At 64.4% G+C, this 22311-nt stretch carries 22 protein-coding genes; 13 read left to right on the forward strand and 9 right to left on the reverse strand.

Annotation, left to right across the window (positions count from 1 at the left end):
- Positions 1-19: 19 nt before the first annotated feature.
- The 4 genes from BMX36_RS08105 to eno form a co-directional block, all read right to left on the reverse strand.
- Complete coding sequence (locus BMX36_RS08105; RefSeq protein WP_093065386.1) at positions 20-1261, reverse strand: Xaa-Pro dipeptidase; 1242 nt, start codon at positions 1259-1261, stop codon at positions 20-22.
- Positions 1262-1266: 5 nt separating this feature from the next.
- Positions 1267-1737, reverse strand: a complete 471-nt coding sequence (locus BMX36_RS08110) for an MAPEG family protein (protein WP_177179055.1) — start codon at positions 1735-1737, stop codon at positions 1267-1269.
- A 378-nt stretch (positions 1738-2115) separates the two neighbouring features.
- The gene (locus BMX36_RS08115; RefSeq protein ID WP_371262831.1) at positions 2116-2433 is read right to left on the reverse strand and encodes an FtsB family cell division protein; all 318 of its coding nucleotides are present in this window, start codon (positions 2431-2433) and stop codon (positions 2116-2118) included.
- A gap of 41 nt (positions 2434-2474) precedes the next feature.
- Positions 2475-3755, reverse strand: coding sequence for a phosphopyruvate hydratase (eno, locus tag BMX36_RS08120; protein WP_066776819.1), 1281 nt, complete (start codon positions 3753-3755; stop codon positions 2475-2477).
- Positions 3756-3888: 133 nt separating this feature from the next.
- On the opposite strand from eno, the gene BMX36_RS08125 reads away from it, so the two are divergent.
- The 5 genes from BMX36_RS08125 to BMX36_RS08145 are packed head-to-tail and all read left to right on the forward strand — an operon-like array spanning position 3889 to position 5941.
- A complete protein-coding gene (locus tag BMX36_RS08125; RefSeq protein ID WP_231731724.1) occupies positions 3889-4482 on the forward strand; it encodes a hypothetical protein in 594 nt (197 codons plus the stop codon).
- A gap of 5 nt (positions 4483-4487) precedes the next feature.
- Positions 4488-4829 carry a phage holin family protein gene (locus BMX36_RS08130; protein WP_093064382.1) on the forward strand — a complete coding sequence of 114 codons (342 nt, stop codon included), beginning with the start codon at positions 4488-4490 and terminating at the stop codon, positions 4827-4829.
- On the forward strand, positions 4826-5191 hold the full coding sequence (locus BMX36_RS08135) for a hypothetical protein (RefSeq protein ID WP_093064384.1): 366 nt from the start codon (positions 4826-4828) through the stop codon (positions 5189-5191). Before BMX36_RS08130 ends, BMX36_RS08135 begins: the two co-directional genes overlap by 4 nt.
- The gene (locus BMX36_RS08140; RefSeq protein ID WP_093064386.1) at positions 5188-5670 is read left to right on the forward strand and encodes a DUF883 family protein; all 483 of its coding nucleotides are present in this window, start codon (positions 5188-5190) and stop codon (positions 5668-5670) included. Before BMX36_RS08135 ends, BMX36_RS08140 begins: the two co-directional genes overlap by 4 nt.
- Positions 5671-5710: 40 nt before the next feature.
- Entirely contained in the window at positions 5711-5941 is a 231-nt protein-coding gene (locus tag BMX36_RS08145; RefSeq protein WP_066776830.1) for a DUF4170 domain-containing protein, read from the forward strand.
- A 147-nt stretch (positions 5942-6088) separates the two neighbouring features.
- Here BMX36_RS08145 and greA read toward each other — a convergent pair whose 3' ends face one another.
- From greA to carA, 4 genes are all read right to left on the reverse strand, one after another.
- Complete coding sequence (gene greA / locus BMX36_RS08150; protein WP_093064388.1) at positions 6089-6565, reverse strand: transcription elongation factor GreA; 477 nt, start codon at positions 6563-6565, stop codon at positions 6089-6091.
- A gap of 81 nt (positions 6566-6646) precedes the next feature.
- Positions 6647-9976: a carbamoyl-phosphate synthase large subunit gene (carB, locus tag BMX36_RS08155; protein WP_093064390.1), complete on the reverse strand. Its 3330-nt coding sequence runs from the start codon at positions 9974-9976 to the stop codon at positions 6647-6649.
- 16 nt (positions 9977-9992) lie between these two features.
- The gene (locus tag BMX36_RS08160; RefSeq protein ID WP_093064392.1) at positions 9993-10292 is read right to left on the reverse strand and encodes a hypothetical protein; all 300 of its coding nucleotides are present in this window, start codon (positions 10290-10292) and stop codon (positions 9993-9995) included.
- Entirely contained in the window at positions 10289-11545 is a 1257-nt protein-coding gene (gene carA, locus BMX36_RS08165) for a glutamine-hydrolyzing carbamoyl-phosphate synthase small subunit (RefSeq protein ID WP_093064394.1), read from the reverse strand. Before carA ends, BMX36_RS08160 begins: the two co-directional genes overlap by 4 nt.
- A gap of 96 nt (positions 11546-11641) precedes the next feature.
- Here carA and BMX36_RS08170 point away from each other — a divergent pair, with 96 nt between their 5' ends.
- From BMX36_RS08170 to BMX36_RS08205, 8 genes are all read left to right on the forward strand, one after another.
- Complete coding sequence (locus BMX36_RS08170) at positions 11642-12094, forward strand: GatB/YqeY domain-containing protein (RefSeq protein WP_066777093.1); 453 nt, start codon at positions 11642-11644, stop codon at positions 12092-12094.
- 175 nt (positions 12095-12269) lie between these two features.
- A complete protein-coding gene (locus tag BMX36_RS08175; RefSeq protein WP_093064396.1) occupies positions 12270-12653 on the forward strand; it encodes a GIY-YIG nuclease family protein in 384 nt (127 codons plus the stop codon).
- Positions 12644-14539, forward strand: a complete 1896-nt coding sequence (gene dnaG, locus BMX36_RS08180; protein ID WP_093064398.1) for a DNA primase — start codon at positions 12644-12646, stop codon at positions 14537-14539. The genes BMX36_RS08175 and dnaG overlap by 10 nt, the downstream gene beginning before the upstream one ends.
- A complete protein-coding gene (gene rpoD / locus BMX36_RS08185; protein ID WP_066776847.1) occupies positions 14539-16563 on the forward strand; it encodes an RNA polymerase sigma factor RpoD in 2025 nt (674 codons plus the stop codon). The genes dnaG and rpoD overlap by 1 nt, the downstream gene beginning before the upstream one ends.
- Before the next feature lie 518 nt (positions 16564-17081).
- Positions 17082-17969, forward strand: a complete 888-nt coding sequence (locus tag BMX36_RS08190; RefSeq protein ID WP_093064400.1) for a PAS domain-containing protein — start codon at positions 17082-17084, stop codon at positions 17967-17969.
- Between the two features lie 61 nt (positions 17970-18030).
- Positions 18031-18684 (forward strand): DUF6975 family protein, encoded by a 654-nt coding sequence (locus tag BMX36_RS08195; protein ID WP_093064402.1) that lies wholly within the window; start codon positions 18031-18033, stop codon positions 18682-18684.
- 83 nt (positions 18685-18767) lie between these two features.
- Positions 18768-19622, forward strand: coding sequence for an AAA family ATPase (locus BMX36_RS08200; protein WP_066776858.1), 855 nt, complete (start codon positions 18768-18770; stop codon positions 19620-19622).
- Between the two features lie 135 nt (positions 19623-19757).
- Entirely contained in the window at positions 19758-20945 is a 1188-nt protein-coding gene (locus BMX36_RS08205; protein ID WP_256210696.1) for an aspartyl protease family protein, read from the forward strand.
- Positions 20946-20963: 18 nt separating this feature from the next.
- Here the strand turns inward: BMX36_RS08205 and BMX36_RS08210 are convergent, their stop codons facing one another.
- On the reverse strand, positions 20964-22310 hold the full coding sequence (locus BMX36_RS08210; RefSeq protein ID WP_177179056.1) for an HlyD family type I secretion periplasmic adaptor subunit: 1347 nt from the start codon (positions 22308-22310) through the stop codon (positions 20964-20966).
- Between the last annotated feature and the right edge of the window lies 1 nt (position 22311).

Genomic DNA, 22311 nt, shown 5'->3' on the forward strand with positions numbered 1-22311 from the left:
GACGAGGACAGCTCCGGGTTCAGTCGACCCGCGCGCCGCCCTTGATCACGGCAACCGGGCGCTCCAGCACGGTCACGTCGGCGAGGGGATCGCCGGCCACCGCCACCATGTCGCCGTAGCGGCCGATCGCAATCGCACCGACGTCTCTGCTGCGGCCGAGCGCCTCGGCAGCGGTGACGGTGGCAGCGCGGATCGCCTGGAGCGGCGTCATGCCATATTGGACCATGACGCGGAACTGCTTGCCGGCATCCTTGTGCGGCATGACGCCAGCGTCGGTGCCGAACACCATCTTCACGCCGGCCGCATTGGCCTTGCGGAAATTGTCGCGCTGGATCTGCGCCACTTCGCGATCCTTGCGAAGATTGTCCTCCAGCACGCCATTCTTCGCGCCTTCGGCCTGGGTATATTCGGTGTTGTAGATGTCCATCGACAGATAGGCGCCGCGCTCCTTGGCAAGGCGGATGCCTTCGTCGTCGATCAGGCTGGCGTGCTCGATCGTGTCGATGCCGGCGCGGATCGCGGCCTTGATCCCAGCGGCGCCATGCGCATGCGCGGCGGTCTTCAGCCCCCATTGATGCGCCTCGTCCGCGATCGCGCGCAATTCGCCCTCGGACAGCTGCTGCTGGCCAGGCTCGGTATTGTGGCTGAACACACCGCCGGTTGCGCAGACCTTGATCACCTCGGCGCCATATTTGCGCTGCTGACGAACGTGGGTGCGCAGCTCATCGGGCGTGTCGCCGACCGCCTTGCCGCGCTGGTTGAAGCTGGGCGGAAAGAACGTGCTGTCGCAATGCCCACCTGTCGCCGACAGGGCATGCGCCGCGGGCACGATGCGCGGGCCGATCATCAGCCCCTCCTCGATTGCCTGCTTGTAGGCGACGTCGTTGAAATTCTCCGAGCCGACGTTGCGCACGGAGGTGAAGCCGGCGCGCAGCATCGCCGCCGCATTGCCGACGCCCTGCACTGCCCAGAAATTGTCGGTGAACTGCAGCCCCGTATAGCCACCGTATAGCGGCGTGCTGTCGAGATGGACGTGCATGTCGATAAGGCCGGGGACAAGCGTCACGTCGCCGAGGTCGAGGCGCTTGGCATCCGCCGGCGGCGTGCCACCGATGGCGGTGATGCGCCCATCAGTGACGGTGATCATCGGTCGCTGGACGATGGCCCCCTTCTCGACATCAAGCATCCGGGCGGCGGTCACAACCACCGTCTCGGCGGCAGCAGGAACGGCCGCCATGACAGCAGCGGCGGCAAGCAGCATCGACTTCAAAGAACACCCCCCATGGCGTCCATGACGCGGTGATACTCACTCGCGGCGCGGACGATATCAACGAAGAACCCGATCCACATCGCCATCAGCAACGCGGTGGAAACCAGATAGGCGAAGAAGCGCCATTGCACCTTCTTCGGCCCGATGTGGATAAAGCTGTGGATAACCCGTGCAAGAACGAACAGCCATGCAAGCGTCACCTGAATGTAGTTGGCCTGCGCGGTAAGGATCAGCAGCGGAACCAGCGCAAAATAGAGCACCGGCATCTCGAACAGATTGGCCAGATTGTTCGCCGGCATCTCGACCGGCCGGAAGTAGCGCAGCGCCGCCTCGCCGTTCACGAAATCGTCAGCCCGCGGCGGGTTGCGACGCATATGGCTCATGCGCTGGAAGAAGAGCGTGAACCATACGGCGAAGACCAGCGCCACCAATGCAAATGTCGGCCAGAGAATGTCGAGTATCGCCATATTTCGCCCCCTTTGGTGCTGAAGCATGGCGCGGATTGGGGGCGCGGGGAAGAGGCTCGTGCCGTTGATCAGGGTCGTGCGGGGCGGCCGCGCCAAACGCCACGCCGTTCCGTCCTTGCGCCGGGATCCAAGGTACCGCCCAGCCCGGAGGTCGTGTGAGACCCTGCCCTCACCTCCCCGTCATGCCGGCCCCCTCATGCCGGCCTTGTGCCGGCATCCAGCGTTCGGCGAACACCCCCATAATCTGATGTGCGGACGGCTGGGTGCCAGGACGAGCCCGGCATGACGATCGTGGCTTGGCGATGTCGTGCGACTTGGTGAAGCTGGCGCCCACAGAACTTCGCGTTCCGGCCCACCACCGGCACGACGCTGCCACGCTTACTTAAGCGGGACGATCACCTCGTCAGGGTGCGCGACGTTCAGTTCGCGGCGCACCAGTTCATCGACCATGTCTGGATTGGCATGGCGCGGATCGAGCAGGGCGACGCGGTTGCGCAGCTTCTCGCGCTTATGGTCGAGCGCCGCATAATAGAGCTCACGCTTCGCCACTTGGCGCTTGTAATCCCCGAACGCTAGCAGGCCGTTCGCGCCAAGCACCTCATAGCCGCCGAAGAAGGCCATCACCAGCAACGCCGCCGCCGGCCATGCGGCCCGCTTGAGGACGGCGGGAAAGGATGAGGGCTTGCGGCGGTTCACTCTTAGATTCTCGCCGAAAGCCCCCGTGAATTCAAGGGATTTCAGCGCGTGCGCAGCACATCCCGGCCAGCATAGGCAGCAACCGTTCCCAGCTCCTCCTCGATGCGGATGAGCTGGTTGTATTTCGCGAGCCGGTCCGACCGCGCGAGGCTGCCCGTCTTGATCTGCCCGCAATTCGTGGCCACCGCGAGATCGGCGATCGTCGCATCCTCGGTCTCGCCCGAACGATGGCTCATTACGGCGGTATAGCCGGCGCGCTCGGCGACCCGGATCGCCTCAAGCGTTTCGGACAAGGTACCGATCTGATTGACCTTCACCAGTAGCGAATTGGCGAGCCCACGCGAGATGCCGTCCCGCAGGCGCGCCGGGTTGGTCACGAACAGATCGTCGCCGACCAGCTGGACCTTGCCGCCCACTGCATCGGTCAGCGCCTTCCAGCCCTCGAAATCGTCTTCCGCCATGCCGTCCTCGATCGAAAGGATCGGATAGCGCGCGACCAGGTCGGCGAGATAATCGGCCATGGCGCCCGGTTCGAGCGTGAGGTTCTCGCCGGAAATGACGTACTTGCCGTCCTTGAAGAACTCGGTTGCGGCGCAATCGAGCGCCAGCATGACGTCCTCACCCGGGGTGTAACCAGCCTTTTCGATCGACTGCATGATGAAGTCGAGCGCGTCGGTGGTGCTGGCCAGGTTCGGCGCAAAGCCACCCTCGTCGCCCACAGCCGTCGCGAGGCCCTTTTCGTGCAGGCCCTTCTTCAGCGTGTGAAAGATTTCCGAACCGCAGCGAACCGCCTCAAGGATGCTGTCCGCACCCACCGGCATGATCATGAATTCCTGAAAGTCGATCGGATTGTCAGCATGTTCGCCGCCATTGATGATATTCATCATCGGCACCGGCAGGACATGCGCGCCGACCCCGCCGACGTAGCGATAGAGCGGCAGGCCACGCGCGTCCGCCGCCGCCTTCGCCACCGCCAGGCTGACGCCCAGGATCGCATTGGCGCCCAGCCGCCCCTTGTTCTCGGTGCCGTCCAGCTCGATCAGCGCAGCGTCGATCTCGATCTGGTCCTCGGCCTCAAGCCCGCGGATGGTGTCGGCAATCTCACCGTTCACCGCCTCGACCGCATTGTCCACGCCCTTGCCGAGCCAGCGGCTCTTGTCGCCATCACGCTTCTCGACCGCTTCGTGTGCGCCGGTCGATGCGCCCGACGGCACGGCTGCCCGACCGAAGCTGCCGTCCTCCAGGAACACGTCGACTTCCACCGTGGGATTACCGCGGCTGTCGATGATCTGACGGCCCTGCAGGTCGATGATTGCGGTCACGTAATGATCCTTCTACGATGGCGAAGACGGGTTCGCCATGCCCGATAACGAGCCCGGAGCGCTGCGGCAATTCGGGATGGAACCCCGATGCGCACAGCGGGGTTTTCCCGATCGATCAAGGAAGGATTCTTCGATGGCCGACGACACCCCCAAGCCAATGACCGACAAGGACGTCGCGCCCGTGGTCGCCGATCCGTTTGCTGCGACGGACGCGCTCCAACCGAGTGACCCGCTGAAAGGCAAGGACAGCGACGCCGGCGATCCACTGGCAAACCCTTCGACCGCCAGCACGAGCGCCGGCGGCGGGAGCAGCGGCCAGACGGGCGGCACCACCAACGACGGTGGATCAACGTCCGCTCGCCAGGCGCTCAGCGACGGCATCGTCAAGCTGAAGAGCGAAGCCGGCGATCGCGCGCGCACCTATGCCGATCAGGGCAAGACCAAGGCGACGGGCGCGCTCGACCAGCTGGTGTCGATGCTCCACGATGCCGCCGGTCAGGTCGATGAAAAGCTGGGCGAGCAATATGGGCAATATGCCCGCAGCGCTGCCGAGCAGGTGCAGGGTTTTTCGTCCTCGCTGAACGACCGCAGCGTTGAGGAGCTGCTGGACGACGCCCGTGATCTCGTGCGCAAGAGCCCGGCGGCGGCGCTTGGCGTCGCGGCAGCGGTGGGCTTTGTGGCGGCCCGCCTTGTCTCTTCCGGGCTCGACCATCGCGACAAGGCATAAACCTGATGTTGCTGGAAAGAGCCGGCGCACAGGACACGGGTATCAGCCAGCTTGTATCGCAGCTCGCTGGCGACGCGAAGGAGGCGGCGCAGGCTGAGGTCGCGTTGGTCAAGGCGCGCGCCGGCTTTGCCGTTACGCGCTACAAATGGGCTGCGGTATATTTCGGCGCGGCCGGCGTGCTGGCATTTGCCGGGCTCATCGCGCTGTTGGTGGGCCTCATCATGTCACTGGCCACCCTGATTGGTCCGGGATGGGCCACGTTGGCAGTGGTGCTGGGCGTATTCGGCATTGCGGGCGTGCTCGGCCTGCTGGGCAAGGCGCAACTGGCGCGGAAGGTGAGGTCTTGAGCAGCGATCCGCAGGCGGCAACCGTCGCCCTGGCAGAGCAGCGGGCGGCCGCCGCGCGCGAGCGACTGACGGACAGCCTCGCTACCTTGCAGGCGCGCCTCAGCCCGCGCGTTGTGGCGCGCGACGCCGTCGAAAACCTTCAGGAAAGCGGGGAGAAGGTGCTGCGTGCCGGTGTTCAGCGCGCCCGAGCTCATCCGGATCACATGGTCTGGGGTGCCGCGCTGGTGATCGCCTGGCTCGCCCGTCGACAAATTGCGGCAGCGCTTGGCCGAAAGCGGCCGAAACAGGCCGAAACCGCCGCGCAGCTAGCGCGTTCAATCCCCGGTGACTGGCCGCAGATGGCCGAGAGGAACAACAGATGACCGACGCTCATAACAAGACAGCCGGCACGAACGGCGGCAACGACCAGCAGGAAACGCTGCGCGACCGCGCGACTCACGCTTATGAGAACGCCGTCGCGCGCGCCGGAGAGACCGCCGATCACTCGCGCGAGGCAGTGCGCGACGCCGCCCACCAGGCGGGTGACTTCGTGGAAAGCAACCCCCTAGGCGTCCTGGCGGGCGGTCTCGCACTCGGTGCCCTGGTCGGTGCACTGCTGCCCCGCAGCGAGCGCGAAAAGCAGCTGCTAGCGCCCGTCGGCAAGAAGGTCGGCATGGCTGCGGTTGCGGCGTTTGCGGCCGCCAAGGAAGCCGGAAAGGGCGAGCTCGAAGAGCTTGGCCTGACCAAGGACGGCGCGCAGGAGAAGGCAAAGTCGCTGCTCCAGGGCGTCGCTACGGCAGCGTCGCATGCCGGTAGTGCGGCGGCAGAGGCCGGACGCGAGCATATCAAAACGGCGCATTGAAGGGTTCAAACCCGGGCGCCTAGACAGTAAGGGAGCCGCCATGAGCAAGCTTCACCTCGTCTTCGGCGGTCGGGTTTCCGACCCACGCACCCTTGATTTCGCCGATCTGAAATCGATCGACATCGTGGGTGTGTTTCCAGATTTCGCGTCGGCTGAAAAGGCATGGCGCGCTGCCGCGCAGCGCACCGTCGATGACGCGGAAATGAAGTATGTGGTGGTGCACCTGCACCGCCTGCTCGAACCGGACCTGCTGAAGCCCGCTGCTCAGTAAGTTCGGCTCAGAAGGCGCCGTTCGCCTCGCGGCGAACAACGCGCCCTACGGCTCACACCTAACATCCCGGCCCAGGGCCGGGATGCACATTCTGAAGAAACCTGCCGCCTCTCCGACGGGCAATGATCGCTGCGGCGGACCGCGGCCTCAGATGAACTCGATCTTTGAGACGACGTAATAGCGGTCGCCAGCCGGCACCGACACCTCCACCTCGTCCTCGACGCTACGCCCGATCAGCGCGCGCCCCATGGGGGAGTTGTAGCTGATCCGCCCGGACTTGGCATCCGCCTCGGTCTGACCGACGATCTGATACTTGATCGGCTTGTCGTCCTCATCGAGCAGCGTGACGGTCGCGCCGAATACCACCTTGTCACCGGACAGGTCGCGCGGATCAATGATTTGCGCACGCGACAGCTTGTCCTCGATATCGGCGATGGTCGCCTCGATCTGGCCCTGCCGCTCCTTGGCGGCATGATATTCGGCGTTCTCGGACAAATCGCCATGGGCACGTGCTTCCTCGATCGCATCTACGATCTGAGGCCGTTCGATCTTCAGCCGTTTCAGTTCTGCATTCAGCTTCTCATAGCCTTCCTGCAGCATCGGCATCTTCTCGACGGTCGCCATCGCGCCTTATCCTTCGTCCAAACCTTGAACCCCGAGCGACCCTTCCGGGTCGCTTCGCACGTCGTCGTAAATTGTCGGGGGTCAATTGTGCGGTTGCGAATAATAGGATTGAAGCGGCCGTACTTCAAGGTTTCGCGTGGCAGATCCAATTGCCTTGGCCGCCTGCAGGCTGGCCTGCGCGGTCGTGAAGTAGGGGATCTTCTGGTTTACCGCAGATGCACGGATCGGCTGGGAGTCCTTCAGGCTCTGCCACCCTTCCGTCGTGTTGAAGATCAAGCCGATATCGCCGTCCTTGATCCGGTCAACGATGTGCGGCCGACCCTGCGCGACCTTGTTCACCAGTTCCACCGGCAGCCCAGCGCGCTGCAGGTGATCGGCGGTGCCGCCCGTCGCGACGATGGTGAAGCCGGCATCGACCAGCTCACGGATCGCCGGGACAATTGCCGCCTTGTCGCCGTCCTTCACGCTGACGAACACGGCGCCGCTGGTCGGCAGCACGTTGCCGGCGGCAAGCTGTGACTTGGCAAAGGCGGTCGTGAAATCGCGATCGATCCCCATCACTTCGCCGGTGGACTTCATTTCCGGCGAGAGCACCGGATCGATCCCGGGGAAGCGGTTGAACGGGAACACCGCTTCCTTCACCGCGACATAATCGATGTGGCGGTCGATCCGCGGCAGATCCTTCAGCTTCTCGCCGGCCATTACGCGCGCGGCGATCTTGGCGATGGGCGCGCCGATTGCCTTGGCGACGAACGGCACCGTTCGGCTGGCGCGCGGGTTCACCTCGATGAGGTAAACCTTGCCGTCCTTCACCGCGAACTGGATGTTCATCAGGCCGCGCACGCCAAGGCCACGCGCCAGCGCCTCTGCCTGACGCTCGATCTCGGCAATGATCTCGGCCGGCAGCGAATAGGGCGGGATCGAACAGGCGCTGTCGCCCGAGTGCACGCCGGCTTCCTCGATATGCTGCAGCACGCCAGCCACCACGACATCGTCGCCGTCGCAGATCGCGTCCACGTCCACCTCGATGGCATCGCGCAGATACTGGTCGATCAGCACCGGCGCGTCGCCCGACACCTGCACCGCGGTCTGGATATAATCCTCCAGCTGCTGCGGCCCGTCTACGATCTCCATCGCGCGCCCGCCCAGCACGAAGCTGGGCCGCATCAGCACCGGATAGCCGACGCGCTCGGCCACGGTCAGCGCTTCCTCGCGGCTCCGGGCGATGCCGTTCTTGGGCTGGAGCAGGCGAAGCCTGTCGACCAGCGCAGCGAACTGCTCGCGATCTTCCGCCAGGTCGATCGCGGAGGGCGACGTGCCAAGGATCGGGATCCCCGCCGCCTCGATCGCGCGTGCCAGATTGAGCGGCGTCTGCCCGCCGAACTGCACGATCACGCCGACCAGCTCGCCCTTCGACTGTTCGACATGCAGGATTTCCAGAACGTCTTCGGCCGTCAGCGGCTCGAAATAGAGCCGATCCGACGTGTCATAATCGGTGCTAACCGTCTCCGGATTGCAATTTACCATGATCGTCTCGAAGCCCGCATCCGCCAGCGCGAAACAGGCGTGGCAGCAGCAATAGTCGAATTCGATCCCCTGCCCGATCCGGTTCGGCCCGCCGCCCAGGATCACGATCTTGCGCCGTTCGGACGGCAGCGCCTCGTTTTCCGGCTCGCCGAAGGTCGGCGCCTCATAGGTCGAGTACATGTACGGCGTCTTGGCGTCGAATTCCGCCGCGCAGGTGTCGATGCGCTTGAAGACGGGGCGCACGCCGAGCTTGTGGCGATGCTCGCGCACCTCCTGCTCAGTCACGCCGCCCGTCATGGCCTTCACCGCCTCGTGGATGAGGCCGGACCCTTGCGCGATACCGCGGCGCATGCCCCGGAGGTTGGCGGACTGAAGTGCAAGCCAGGCCAGGCGCTTGTCGGAAAAGCCCATCGCCTTCAGGCGGCGCATGCCAGCCGAATCGATCGGCAGGCCGTTGCGGCAAACCTCTTCCTCCGCCCGCACGATCTCTTCGATCCGCTCCAGGAACCAAGGATCGTATTTGGCGATCGCGTGCACCTCGGCGACGGTGAAGCCCTCCCGCAGCGCCTGGGCGGCGACGAGCAGGCGGTCGGGCGAAGCCACGGCAAGCGCCGCCTCGATCTCGGCTCGCGGCGCACCAACCAGCCGCTCGACACGGTCGAAGCCGCTGAGGCCCGTCTCCAGACCGCGCAGCGCCTTCTGCATCGATTCCTGGATGTTGCGCCCGATCGCCATCACTTCGCCGACGCTCTTCATCGCGGTCGAGAGCACGGCCTCCGCGCCCTTGAACTTCTCGAAGGCAAAGCGCGGAATCTTGGTGACGACATAATCGATCGTCGGCTCGAACGACGCTGGCGTCGCCCCGGTGATGTCATTCTCGATCTCGTCGAGCGTATAGCCTACCGCCAGCTTCGCCGCGACCTTGGCGATCGGGAAGCCGGTTGCCTTGGACGCCAGCGCCGAGGACCGCGACACGCGCGGGTTCATCTCGATCACGATGAGGCGGCCGTCCTTCGGATTGACCGCGAACTGGACGTTCGACCCGCCCGTCTCCACGCCGATCTCGCGCAGCACCGCGATGCTGGCGTTGCGCATGATCTGATATTCCTTGTCGGTCAGCGTCAGCGCCGGCGCGACGGTGATCGAATCGCCCGTGTGGACGCCCATCGGATCGACATTCTCGATCGAGCAGATGATGATGCAATTGTCCGCGCGGTCGCGGACCACCTCCATCTCATACTCCTTCCAGCCGAGCAGCGACTCCTCGATCAGCACCTCGGTGGTCGGCGAGGCATCCAACCCCTTGCGCACGATCTCCAGGAATTCCTCGCGGTTATACGCGACGCCGCCGCCGGTGCCGCCCAAAGTGAACGACGGCCGGATGATCGCCGGCAGCCCGGTGACCTCGAGTCCGGCGAGCGCCTCCGCCTCGGTATGCGCGACTACCGAACGGGCGCTTTCCAGCCCGATCTTGTCCATCGCATCGCGGAACTTCTGCCGATCCTCGGCCTTGTCGATCGCCTCCGCATCGGCGCCGATCATGGTAACGCCGAACTTCTCCAGCGTGCCGTCGCGGAACAGCGCCAGTGCGGTGTTCAGCGCGGTCTGGCCACCCATCGTCGGGAGGACGGCGTCGGGCCGCTCCTTTTCGATGATCTTTGCCACGATCTCCGGCGTGATCGGCTCCACATAGGTGGCGTCGGCGAGCTCGGGATCGGTCATGATCGTCGCCGGGTTCGAATTGACCAGGACGATGCGATAGCCCTCTTCCTTCAGGGCCTTGATCGCCTGCGTGCCCGAATAATCGAACTCGCACGCCTGGCCGATCACGATCGGACCCGCGCCAATGACGAGGATGGAGGAGATGTCGGTGCGCTTGGGCATTATGTCTCTCTTGGTCCTACTCGGCCGCCCCTGCCCCGGCGCCGATCGGCGTCAGGCTGGCTCCCGAAATCTTCTTCACTTCGGCGGCGATGCAAGCGGCGGCACGTTCGGCAGCCGCCACTGGCATGTCGCCCGGCAATTCCATCGTCACGTCAGAGGCGGAGGTCGCTCTCAGCCGCGCTCCGTCCACCCCGCAGGTGTTGGGGATCGACGAAAGCCGCGCTTGCAACTGGTGCTGGTTCGCCGGAGCCGCCTGCGAACAGCCGGCCAAGGCGAGGATCAGCACCGGGGCGGCAAGCCGGCCCGGCCCGATCACCGCAGCGATCCGACAAACCGCTCGAACAGATAGAAGCTGTCCTGCGGCCCTGGGCTTGCCTCGGGATGGTATTGCACGCTGAACGCGGGCTTGTCGGTCAGCTCCAATCCGGCGTTGCTGCCGTCGAACAGCGAGACGTGCGTCTCACGCGCATTGGCCGGCAGGCTGTCGCGCTCGACCGCAAAACCGTGGTTCATGCTGGTGATCTCGACCGCGCCGTCGGCGAGGCGCTTGACGGGATGATTCGCACCGCGGTGGCCCTGGAACATCTTGGTCGTGCGCGCGCCAACCGCGAGGCCGAGCAGCTGGTGGCCGAGGCAGATGCCGAACATGGGCTTCCCGGTATCGAGCAGCTTCTGGATCACCGGCACGGCATATTCACCGGTCGCAGCAGGATCGCCTGGACCGTTCGACAGGAAGATGCCGTCGGGGTTCAGCGCCATGATCGCGTCGTAATCGGTCTCGGCCGGTACCACGGATACCTTCGCCCCGGCCTGCACCAGATTGCGGAAGATGTTGTGCTTGCTACCGTAATCGATCGCGACGACATGGGGGCGGTGCTCCCGGGCACGTGCTTCGACAGGCTCAGCACGAACGGAGTTAAGAGGATCATCCTTCTCCTCCGTTTGTCCTGAGCTTGTCGAAGAGCGTGTTTCATAACCGAACCCCAGCCGCCAGATGCCGCCGCTGCGATCCTCACCCCACGTACCGTGCGTCTCGCGGGTCACTGCCTTGGCGAGGTCCATGCCCTCCAGCCCCGGCCATTCGCGCGCCATCGCCAGCAGCAGATCAAGGTCAAACTTGCCCTCCGCCGAGTGCGCGATCACGCCGTTGGGTGCGCCGCCACTGCGGATCCGCCGCGTCAGCGCGCGCGTGTCGATTCCGGCCAAGCCAATGCGCGCGTGACGCTTCATCCAGCCGGACAGGTTCTCCGCCGCACGGAAGTTTGACGGCGCGGTCGGATCCTCGCGCACGATCATGCCCAGAGCGTGCGGCTCGTCCGCTTCCACATCATCGGGATTCGCGCCGACGTTGCCGATATGCGGAAAGGTGAAGGTGATGATCTGACCGGCGAAGCTCGGATCGGTCATGATCTCCTGATAGCCGGTCATGGCGGTGTGAAAGCACACCTCGCCGACGGCCTGACCCTCAGCGCCAAAGCCATGGCCCCACAATACGTCGCCCGATGCGAGAACGAGGACGCCGGTGGCGCCATCGGGTTGAGGCGCGTGCGAGGGCTTGGCGTCGGCCATGGGGGCGGGCACTCCTGGGTAAGCGGCGATGTACGTTAAGAGCGGCGCGCTAAACCCCACCCTCGGCCACGTCAATCTGATATGGGCGGGCGCACCATGATTCGAGACGATATCAAGCAAGCCCAGATCGCCGCCATGAAGGCCGGCGACAAGGAAACCCGCGCCGCGATCGGCCTGATCCAAGCCGCGATCAAGAATCGCGACATCGAGGCCCGCACCGCCACCCAGGCGCCCGACGACGATTCGCTGGTCGTGGAGGTGCTCCAGAAAATGAAGAAGCAGCGGATCGAATCGATTCAGATGTTCCGCAGCGGCGGCCGCGAGGAACTGGCGGCGGCGGAAGAAGCGGAGGTCGCGGTGATCGACCGCTTCCTGCCCAAGCAAATGGACGAGGCGGAAACGTCGGCGGCGATCGAGGCGATCAAGGCGGAAATCGGCGCTTCGGGAATGAAGGACATGGGCCGGGTGATGGCCGAGCTGAAAGCGCGACACGGAAACGTCCTGGATATGTCCAAGGCAAGCGGGTTGGTGAAGGCGGCGTTGGCTTGAGGGTGGGTTAGCGTCTGGGACACGTGCTTCCGACAGGCTCAGCACGAACGGGTTTCTTTTGGCGTCCCACCTCCTTGTCGTGCGCTCCTCTCCCCGTTCGCCCTGAGCTTGTCGAAGGGCGTGTTCCACGCGCCGCCCTCTCGACCGGTCCAACACTATCTGGCAGACAGGCGGGATGCCGTTCTGGGCCTACCTGCTCCGCTGTTCGGACGGCAGCTTCTATGCTGGGCATACGGATGCATTGGAGCACCGCATCGGCCAGCATCAGATCGGGCGTGGCAGCGACTATACGGCGCGACGGCAGCCCGTTTCGCTGGTGTGGTGTCAGGATTTCCCCTCGCGGCTTGAGGCCGAGCGCCGCATCAAGGGATGGTCTCGGGCGAAGAAGGAAGCGCTCATCGCTGGAGATTGGGAACGGGTGTCGCAACTGGCTGTGGCGTATGGGGCACGTCCTTCGACAGGCTCAGGACGAACGGAATTAGATTTGGCAGCCCCCTCGCCCGTTCGTCCTGAGCTTGTCGAAGGACGTGCCAAGCAGACCGAACAACCATGTCCCTGACCCCCGCCTTCCTCGACGAGCTCCGCGCGCGCACGTCGCTCAGCACGCTGATCGGCAAGACTACCAAGCTCACCAAGGCCGGGCGCGAGTATAAGGGCTGCTGCCCGTTCCATAACGAGAAGACCCCGTCGTTCTACGTCAACGACGACAAGGGCTTCTACCATTGCTTCGGCTGCTCGGCGCATGGCGACGCGATCCGCTGGATGACCGATCAGCGCGGTCTGCCGTTCATCGATGCGGTGAAGGAACTGGCGCAGGCCGCTGGCATGGAGATGCCCGCGCAGGACAGGCGCGCCGCCGAGCGGGCGGAGCGGGCGCAGTCGCTGCATGATGTGATGGCGGCGGCGGCCGATTGGTTTCGCCAGCAGCTCGACGGACTCGAAGGCGCGCCCGCGCGCGACCTGCTGGAGCGGCGCGGTATCTCCGACGCGACGAAACGCAATTTCGGCTTCGGCTTCGCCCCCGACGCCCGCGGCAAGCTGCGCACCGCGCTCAAGCAGTTCGGCGATGCCATGCTGATCGAGGCCGGGCTGCTCATCAGTGTCGAAGGCAAGGAGCCGTATGATCGCTTTCGCGGCCGCCTGATGATCCCGATCCGCGATGCGCGAGGGCGTGTGATCGCCTTCGGCGGGCGGATCATCGGCGATGGGGAGCCGAAATATCTGAACTCCCCCGACACCCCGCTCTTCGACAAGGGACGGACGCTCTACAACCTCGATCGCGCCCTGCCTGCCGCGCGCAAGGCCGACCGGGTGTTCGTGGTCGAGGGGTATATGGATGCGATCGCCCTGGCACAGGCGGGGATCGGCGAAGTGGTCGCGCCGCTCGGCACCGCGCTGACCGAGCATCAGCTTGAACGACTGTGGCGGATCGCCGACGTGCCGACCCTTTGCCTGGACGGCGACAATGCCGGACAGAAGGCGGCGATGCGGGCGGCTCACCGGGCCCTGCCGTTGCTCGCGCCCGGCCGCAGCCTGCAATTCGTGACCTTACCCGACGGGCAGGATCCGGACGACCTGATCCGGGCAAAGGGCGCGGGCGCCCTCGAGGCGCTCGTCCGGGAGGCGTCGCCGCTGGTCGATCGCCTGTGGGCGCACGAGCTCGCCGCAGAACCGCTCACCACGCCCGAGCAGCGCGCCGGCTTTCGCGCGCGCATGGGTGAGCTTGCCAAGACGATCGGCGATCCGGTGGTGCGATCGGAATATCACGCCGAATTTCGCCGCCGATATGACGAACAATTCGGCAATCAGCGCCGTCCTTTCGAGCGCGGCCGCTCCTTCGAGCCGCGCCAGCCGTTCGTGCCGCGCCGCCCGGGGCAGAAATGGACGCCGCCTCCCGCCCCCGTCACCGAAGATGCCAAGGCGCTCCATGCTGCCGGCAATATCGATCGTGTTCTCGCCAAGGCCGTTCTGGCTGGGCTGATCCGCCACCCCGTGGAGATTGCCCGCCATATGGAGGTGCTGGGATCGCTTCGCATGGCGGACGGCGCACTTGGACGGCTGTTCGAAGCTGTGGTCGATGTCGCCTTGGAGGATCGGGAGCTTGATAGCAGCCGCCTTGTCACCATATTGGCCGACAGTGGCTTCGAGGCGGTCGCTCGCGACCTGCTGAGAGCAGATAGAATGCCCTATTCCTTCACGCAGCCGACGGGGGATGTGACGCGCGCCAGGGAAGACCTTGACGAAGCGATCGCGATCCTTGTCGCCCGGCCTGAGGTGGATGCGGCACTGGCTGATGCAACGTCCGCCATGCAGGCGCGCTTCACTGACGAGGCGTTTGAACGGCAGGTGGCGTTGTTGAGAGAGAAACAGGCGCTGGAGCTTCGGCTTGCAAATCTCGTTCAGTCGAACGAAGACGCCCGCGCTTTTGATTCCGAGGACGATTGATGGCGAAGGTTAACGGTAGCGGTGCAGATGAAGGCGCAGAAGTGGCCGATGCCCCGCTGATCGACCTCAATGACGCGGACATCAAGAAGATGATCGCCCGTGCGAAGAAGCGCGGGTACATCACCTACGAACAGCTGAACGCCGCTTTGCCGCAGGATCAGATGTCGAGCGACCAGCTCGAGGACATCATGTCCGCGCTCAACGAAATGGGCGTGAACATCGTCGAGAACGAGGAACAGGGCGAGGACGGCGAGGAACAGGAGCAGGCCGAGGACGAGGTCGAAGCCGTCGACGGCGAGCCGGACAATGCGCCGGTTCCTGAAAAGAAGAAGGAAACGGTCGACCGCACCGACGATCCGGTGCGCATGTACCTGCGCGAGATGGGCGCGGTGGAGCTGCTGTCGCGCGAGGGCGAGATCGCCATCGCCAAGCGGATCGAGGCCGGCCGCGACACGATGATCATGGGGCTGTGCGAATCGCCGATCACCTTCAACGCGATCATCGACTGGTCCACCCAGCTCAACGAAGGCACGATGCAGTTGCGGGAGATCCTCGATCTCGATGCGATGCTTTCCAAGGGGCCGTCGGCCGAGCAGGTCGAGGGCGCCGAGGAAGACGATAACGGGGAGATCAGCGAAAAGACCGCCGGCGCCAGCTTCAAGGAAGAAGACGAGCCCGAGGAAGCGTCATCGGACGATGACGACGACATGACCGAGCGCCGCGCGCCGCGGCCGTCAGACGATGAGGAAGAGGACAACACCCTCAGCCTCGCGCAGATGGAGGAAACGCTCAAGCCGATGGCGCTTGAGAAGTTCGCCAACATCACGTCGATCTACAAGAAGTTCTCCAAGATGCAGCAGGGCCGGCTCGACGCCATGGGCGGCGGCACCGAGCTGACCACGGCCGACGAGCGCAAGTATCAGAAGCTGCGCGAGGAACTGACTGCGGAAGTCGAAAGCGTTCAGTTCCACAACGCGAAGATCGAATATCTCGTCGATCAGCTCTACAGCTACAACCGTCGCCTCACCGCTCTGGGCGGGCAGATGCTGCGTTTGGCGGAGCGCCACAAGGTCAGCCGCAAGGATTTCCTTGATCGCTACATGGGCCATGAGCTGGACGATACGTTCCTCGCCACGGTCAACGGGCTCGACAAGAAGTGGACCGCCTTTGCCACCAACGAGGCGGGCACGGTGGAGCGCATCCGGACTGAGATCGCCGAGATATCGCAGCAGACCGGCATGGCGCTTGGCGAGTTCCGTCGCATCGTCAACATGGTTCAGAAGGGCGAGCGCGAGGCGCGCATCGCCAAGAAGGAAATGGTCGAGGCCAACCTGCGCCTCGTGATCTCCATCGCCAAGAAGTACACCAACCGCGGCCTGCAGTTCCTGGACCTCATCCAGGAGGGCAACATTGGCCTGATGAAGGCGGTGGATAAGTTTGAGTATCGCCGCGGCTACAAGTTCTCGACCTATGCGACGTGGTGGATCCGCCAGGCGATCACGCGCTCGATCGCCGATCAGGCGCGCACCATCCGTATCCCGGTGCACATGATCGAGACGATCAACAAACTGGTCCGCACCAGCCGCCAGTTCCTGCACGAGCAGGGCCGCGAGCCCACGCCCGAGGAAATGGCGGAGCGCCTCTCCATGCCGCTGGAGAAGGTGCGCAAGGTGATGAAGATCGCCAAGGAGCCGATCTCTCTCGAAACGCCAATTGGCGACGAGGAGGATTCGCACCTGGGTGACTTCATTGAGGACAAGAATGCCGTCATCCCGGTGGATGCCGCGATCCAGGCGAACCTCAAGGAGACGGTTACGCGCGTGCTGGCGTCGCTCACTCCGCGTGAAGAGCGCGTGCTGCGCATGCGTTTCGGCATCGGCATGAACACCGATCACACGCTGGAGGAAGTAGGCCAGCAGTTCTCGGTCACGCGCGAGCGTATCCGCCAAATTGAGGCAAAGGCGCTGCGCAAGCTGAAGCACCCGAGCCGCAGTCGGAAGATGCGCAGCTTCCTCGATCAGTAAGTCTGCCTCTGAAAGCGTTTAGATAGGCGGGAAGAGCAATCTTCCCGCCTTTTTTCGTCACCGGCGCCGTCAGCGGATGACCAGGAGTGGCGCCGTCACAAGCGGTTGGCTTGTGGCGCGACGGCTGGAGTGGGAGCTCGCCGCCGCGCCACGTGCACACCGGTTCAGTGGAGGGGACCATCTCCACTCGAACCGGACCGAACCGTCCAAAGGACGCTTTCGGTGGCAGTGAAAGCGGCGGACCGGCGGGGGACGAGAGCGGGTCGGCGCGTTCACTGGCAAGGAGAACGGGTAAACCGCTCTCCCATGCAGAATTATTCGTCGCGAAACCTTACGATTTGACGGCGCGGCGGTGCCGGCCAATATCAGCAAATACGTAAAACTTAGTCAGCGAAGTATCTCGGCGCTGACGAGATATCTGCACCGTTTTGGCAGCGATCTCGCATTTACGTTCCCTGCTCATGCCAATTCGGCATGATCTACTTGTCCGGCACGATTCGGTCCCACAATCTGTAACCATGGCCAAACACGCTTCTCAAACCGCCGGGATCGAACAGCAGGTGACGGCGTCGGATCTCGTCCGCCACTTCGGGATCTGGCAGGATCGGGCGACGCGCGCGCCTGTATACATCCTTCACCGTGGACGGCCACGACTGGTCCTGACCTCGCTGGACGTCATGGATGCGCTATGTGCGCCCCATACCAGCAAGCCTGTCAACGGCAGCCACCTCAAGACGTTGCTGGAAGCCGTTGCCGAGATGATCGTCCTGCTTGGGCCGGATTACAATGTGGTCGGCGCCAGTCGCGGTGCCCGCGGGTATTTCGGTGACTTGGTGGAGAATGGCGCACCGTTGACCGGCCTGTGCGCGCCTTCCGACGAGGCACTGCATACGGCCGTGATGCGTGTTTCCGAGTCTGGCCTGTCCGAAACGGTCGAATGTCGCTCCGCCCGATTTCCCGATCGCCTGTTGGCCTTCACCATCAACAGCGGCCCCGGCGGCAGCGTTCTGCAGGTTCAGGACGCGACGGCGCTGGAGGAGCGCCAGCATTGGCGCGACCGGCACGAGTCCCTCTTCCGGGCCAGCGAGGCTGCCGGGGGTGCGGCGGCGATCGTCAACCTGCGTGGCCGCATCGATTATGCCTCACCAAAGCTGGCGTCCCTCACCGGCGCAACCGTGGAGGCGCTAACGGCAGCCCGCCTCGTCTCGCTCGTCACCGTGGGAGATCGCAGCCGGCTGGGCGATGCGTTTGAGGCGGCGATCGATCAGCGATCACCGCAATCGCTGGAGGGCTCCGTCCTTGTCGGCGGTGCCGCCTTGCGCCGTGTCATGATCGGCCTAGCGCCGCTGCTCAGCGCCGGCCATGTCGTGGGGGTGACGGTCGTGATGAACGCCTCGGAAGCTTAATGAGCTGTTAACCTTGTTGTGACACCCACCGGTCCGGACTTCACCGGGAGGGCAATGAAGCGTGGCGTCGAATGCGGGAGTTGAAGGCAATCGCTGGTCGCTCGATCAAATCGTGGATCGAGAAGGAACGCTGTCCTGCAATCATGCCGTTGCGATCTGCACCTCTAGCGTCGCGACGCGGGATCTTGCGGATGCCGTCCATGCCTTGTGCCAGCTTCACGGATCTCCGCCGGGGATTGTCGAGCTGGCGTCGCGGGCGGACAGCGCAGCTTCGGCTATCCCCTGGCTGGCGGAGGCTGCGGCCGTTTTGGACCAGGAACGCAACCTTCTGATCACCCTTACGGCCGCAGTGGGGCCGATCCCGTCCACGCCGCGTCATGCGCAATCGGAAGCGGCGATCAGCGCACAGCGTCACGCCCTGGGCATATTGGCGCAATCGAGCCGTGCGGGCTGCGCAATCGGAGCCGCATTGGCTCTGCTTCTGGAATGGCATGCAATCCGGCAGATATTGGCGGCCGCGGCCCGGCGGACCGGCGTCGCTCTGTTGCCGCACAACCTGCCCACCCGTGACGCGCTTGTCGTCGCTGCACAGAGCATCGCCACCAATCCTGCGCACGGTCGTGCGCTCGCCTTTGGCGCCGAGCAACTCGCGCTGCAGCATCATGGGCTCTGGCAATTGCTTGCGGCCCGTGCGGAGGCACGCAACGCGCTTTGATAGCGTTCGACGGCAAGCTGCTTGCACCTGCCGAAATTTTCCCGCATCCCAAACCGGATATTCGAACGAGACGGGATGAGGGCATGAAGCGTTTCGAAGGCACGCAGAGCTATGTCGCGACTGACGATCTGAAGGTCGCGGTAAATGCCGCCGTCATGCTGCGACGGCCGCTGCTGGTGAAGGGCGAGCCGGGCACGGGCAAGACCGTACTCGCTTACGAAATCGCCAAGGCGACCGGCGCGCCGCTGATCGAGTGGAACGTGAAGTCCACCACCAAGGCACAGCAGGGCCTGTACGAATATGATGCTGTCGCCCGTCTGCGTGACGGTCAGCTCGGCGACGAGCGCGTTCACGACATCTCCAACTACATTCGGAAGGGCAAGTTGTGGGAAGCGTTCACCGCGCCGCAGCTTCCCGTCCTGCTGATCGACGAAATCGACAAGGCCGATATCGAATTCCCAAACGACCTGTTGCAAGAACTCGATCGCATGGAATTCCACGTCTACGAGACGAAGGAGACCGTGCGAGCCGCCGAGCGGCCGATCGTTGTCATTACCTCGAACAACGAAAAGGAGCTTCCCGACGCTTTCCTGCGCCGTTGCTTCTTCCACTATATCAAGTTCCCGGATCGCGAGACGATGCAGGCCATCGTCGATGTCCACTTCCCCGGGATCCAGCGCATGCTCGTAAGCAAGGCGATGGATATCTTCTACGAGGTTCGGGACGTGCCGGGGCTGAAGAAGAAGCCGTCGACCAGTGAGCTGCTCGACTGGCTGAAGCTGCTCCTGCACGAGGATATGCCGCTTGAGGTGCTGCAGAATCGCGATCCGACGAAGGCAATTCCGCCGCTGCATGGCGCGCTGCTGAAGAATGAGCAGGACGTGATGCTGTTCGAACGGCTCGCATTCATGGCCAAGCGACAGGCGAACAAGGGCTGAGCCGCTGCGCCGATGATCGCTAGGGCTCTGCCGCTGCGATCATCGGTGATCACATAGGCAATGGGTGGCGGGCGCCATTCCTGCCCGCCTCGAACTTTCCTATGGTGGTCGCCACTCGCGCCGCTACACAAGCCTGTGTTTCTGGCCTTGCTCCTTGCCGCTGCCACCGCCGCAGCGCCCCTGCCCCCCATCTCGCCCGCCGCGCAGCCGCGGGGGAGCTCGGCGCTGGCGCCGGATGCCGAAAGCCGCTGGGTTCCCTTCGATCTTACCCCTGGCAACCAGCTGCGCTTTTCCGTCGAGATCGACGGGCGCGCCGCCACCGCCATCCTTGACACCGGCGTCAGCTATTCGGTGCTGTCGCGCCGCTTTGCGGAACGAGCGGCGCTGAAGGTTACCTCCGGTGGCAGCGCCACCGCGATCGGCGGCATCGTGTCGATCGGCTGGACGGCCACGCGGAAGGTAAGCTTCGGTAGCCTGACGCGACAGGGCGGTGGCCTGGCCGTGGCCACCCTCCCCGCGCTGGCGACCGGTAGCGCGGAGCCGGTCGACCTTCTCGTCGGCCGTGATCTCATCGAGAAATTCGCACTCGATCTCGACTATGCCGGCCGCCGCTTCCGCCTGTTGCCCAGTGGGCGGATGCCATTCCGCGGGTTCACGGCACCTTTGACGATCTCCCGCGATCGCCTGGTCTATGTCAGCGCGCTCAGCCTTGGCGCCGCTCATCTTCAGCCGATGATTGTGGATACAGGCGACGGATCATCCGTCACCGTCACCGATGCGGGATGGACAGCGGCGAAGATCGCCGGGGTACGCACCACCACCACCATTTCCTTCGGCCTGGGAGGAACGGTCACCAGCACCATTGGGATCGTGCCAACGCTCCGTCTCGGTGAGCTGACGGCGCGCAACGTGGAGGTGCGGGTAGAGCCCGCCGGGGGTTTTTCCGAGACGATCCAGTCAGCCGGAAGGATCGGATCGGGCTTCCTCCAGAACTATCGCGTGCTTCTGGATCCGGCCGCGCGTCGCATGATCCTGGCGCCGGGAGCCACCGCTGATCGGCCGCCCCTGCGCTCCACCAGCGGCTTGCTGGTCGGAATCGATCGTGATCGTCTGCGCGTCCTCCACGTCATGCGCGGCGGCCCTGCGGAGCGGGATGGCTGGTCGGCGGGGGAGACGATCTGCGCGATCGACGGTCAGCCGATCCCGCGTGATTACGCGACCAACCCCCTTGCCACCTGGTCCGCGGGCACACCGGGCCGCATGGTCCGGCTGCGCTTGTGCGATGGCCCGGAGCGGCAACTGACGCTGCAGCATTTTTACTGACCTGGCCGCCGCTCGCCCTCACTGGCGAAACGCCCGGTTGAACTGATCGATCAGCGGCTTCACCAGATAGCTCATCAGCGTGCGCCGCTGGGTCTGCATATAGGTTTCCACCGGCATGCCGGCCTTCAGGGTCAACCCGCCCAGCTTGCGCACCTCGGCTTCCGGCACGCGCAGACGTATCTGATAAAAGGGCGCACCGGTCCTCTCGTCGCTCTTTCGATCCGCGCCGATGTAGAAAACATGCCCCTTCAGCTCCGGCGTGGTCTGGGCGCTGAATGCGGAAAAGCGCATCCTTGCCTCCTGCCCGACGTGAAGCTGGTCGATGTCGGTGGGATTCACCGCGACATTCACGATCAACGGCTCGAAATCAGGCACGATCTCCATGATTGTTTCGGCCGGAGGCACTACGCCGCCGATCGTTTGATAAGCCAGATTGTCGACCACGCCATCATAGGGCGCGCGCAGCAGCGAGCGTTCGGACGCATCGCTCGCGGCAATGGATCGCACGCGTTGATCGCCAAGCTGCGTCACGACGCCAGCCAGCTCCTGCCCAGCCTGCACGCGGGCGTTGCGTTCCGCCTCGATGGCCGACTGGCGCAGTTCCGCGATACGGGCTCGCTTTTCCGCGATCCGCGCGCGCAGCGCCGCAATGCTCCCGTTCAGCTCGGCCGCCGTCCGTTCGAGCTGGTTGACCCGTGCCACCGTGACGAGCTGGCGGGCGTATAGGCCGCGTAGCGCCTCCAGTTCCGGAGTGAGAAAGGTGCGCTGGTTCTCCGCGCCCTGCAGCTGTGCGCCGGTCGCCGCGACATCCTGCTGCGCCTGATAGATCCTCTCGCGAATGGCGTCCTGCTCCGTCGCGCGAAGCGATCTACGCGCGGCGAACAGACGATCGGCCTCCGCCATGGCCATCCGGGCTGAGCCCTCGCCGCTGGCGACAAGCGCCTGCGGATAATGGATCGCCGCGGCTCCGTCGCGCTCCGCGGTCAAGCGCGCCTGCGCCGCCAGTAATTGCTCCAGCGACTGGCCTAGAGTCGCCGCACTGTCGCCGCTCACGCGATTGTCAAAGCGCATGACCGGCTGGCCCTTGCGGACCCGGTCCCCCTCTCGGACGTACAATTGCGCGATCACGCCGCCGCTCGGATGCGCCACCCGCTTGACGCTGGATTCAACTGATAGCCGGCCGTTGCCGATCACGGCCCCGGTCACCCTGATCACCGACGTCATCATTGCGATAATCAGAACCAGCACCAAAATCAGGATCACCGCCTGGCGCAGGCTGCGATCAAGCGCCCGTTGCGGATCATGCGAAGCAGTCGGTTCGAACAGCGACGATCCGGATAGATCCAGGGCGATTTCTCCTGACATG

Source organism: Sphingomonas sp. OV641 (assembly GCF_900109205.1).
In the GTDB taxonomy this organism is placed as follows: Bacteria; Pseudomonadota; Alphaproteobacteria; order Sphingomonadales; family Sphingomonadaceae; genus Sphingomonas.

Bases quoted from the DNA above. Each gene is read 5' to 3' on its own strand.
- BMX36_RS08105 (WP_093065386.1), bottom strand. From the start codon at position 1,261: ATGCTGCTTGCCGCCGCTGCTGTCATGGCGGCCGTTCCTGCTGCCGCC.
- BMX36_RS08110 (WP_177179055.1), bottom strand. From the start codon at position 1,737: ATGGCGATACTCGACATTCTCTGGCCGACATTTGCATTGGTGGCGCTG.
- BMX36_RS08125 (WP_231731724.1), top strand. From the start codon at position 3,889: ATGGCCGACGACACCCCCAAGCCAATGACCGACAAGGACGTCGCGCCC.
- BMX36_RS08130 (WP_093064382.1), top strand. From the start codon at position 4,488: ATGTTGCTGGAAAGAGCCGGCGCACAGGACACGGGTATCAGCCAGCTT.
- BMX36_RS08140 (WP_093064386.1), top strand. From the start codon at position 5,188: ATGACCGACGCTCATAACAAGACAGCCGGCACGAACGGCGGCAACGAC.
- BMX36_RS08145 (WP_066776830.1), top strand. From the start codon at position 5,711: ATGAGCAAGCTTCACCTCGTCTTCGGCGGTCGGGTTTCCGACCCACGC.
- greA (WP_093064388.1), bottom strand. From the start codon at position 6,565: ATGGCGACCGTCGAGAAGATGCCGATGCTGCAGGAAGGCTATGAGAAG.
- carB (WP_093064390.1), bottom strand. From the start codon at position 9,976: ATGCCCAAGCGCACCGACATCTCCTCCATCCTCGTCATTGGCGCGGGT.
- carA (WP_093064394.1), bottom strand. From the start codon at position 11,545: ATGGCCGACGCCAAGCCCTCGCACGCGCCTCAACCCGATGGCGCCACC.
- BMX36_RS08170 (WP_066777093.1), top strand. From the start codon at position 11,642: ATGATTCGAGACGATATCAAGCAAGCCCAGATCGCCGCCATGAAGGCC.
- BMX36_RS08175 (WP_093064396.1), top strand. From the start codon at position 12,270: ATGCCGTTCTGGGCCTACCTGCTCCGCTGTTCGGACGGCAGCTTCTAT.
- dnaG (WP_093064398.1), top strand. From the start codon at position 12,644: ATGTCCCTGACCCCCGCCTTCCTCGACGAGCTCCGCGCGCGCACGTCG.
- rpoD (WP_066776847.1), top strand. From the start codon at position 14,539: ATGGCGAAGGTTAACGGTAGCGGTGCAGATGAAGGCGCAGAAGTGGCC.
- BMX36_RS08190 (WP_093064400.1), top strand. From the start codon at position 17,082: ATGGCCAAACACGCTTCTCAAACCGCCGGGATCGAACAGCAGGTGACG.
- BMX36_RS08200 (WP_066776858.1), top strand. From the start codon at position 18,768: ATGAAGCGTTTCGAAGGCACGCAGAGCTATGTCGCGACTGACGATCTG.
- BMX36_RS08210 (WP_177179056.1), bottom strand. From the start codon at position 22,310: ATGTCAGGAGAAATCGCCCTGGATCTATCCGGATCGTCGCTGTTCGAA.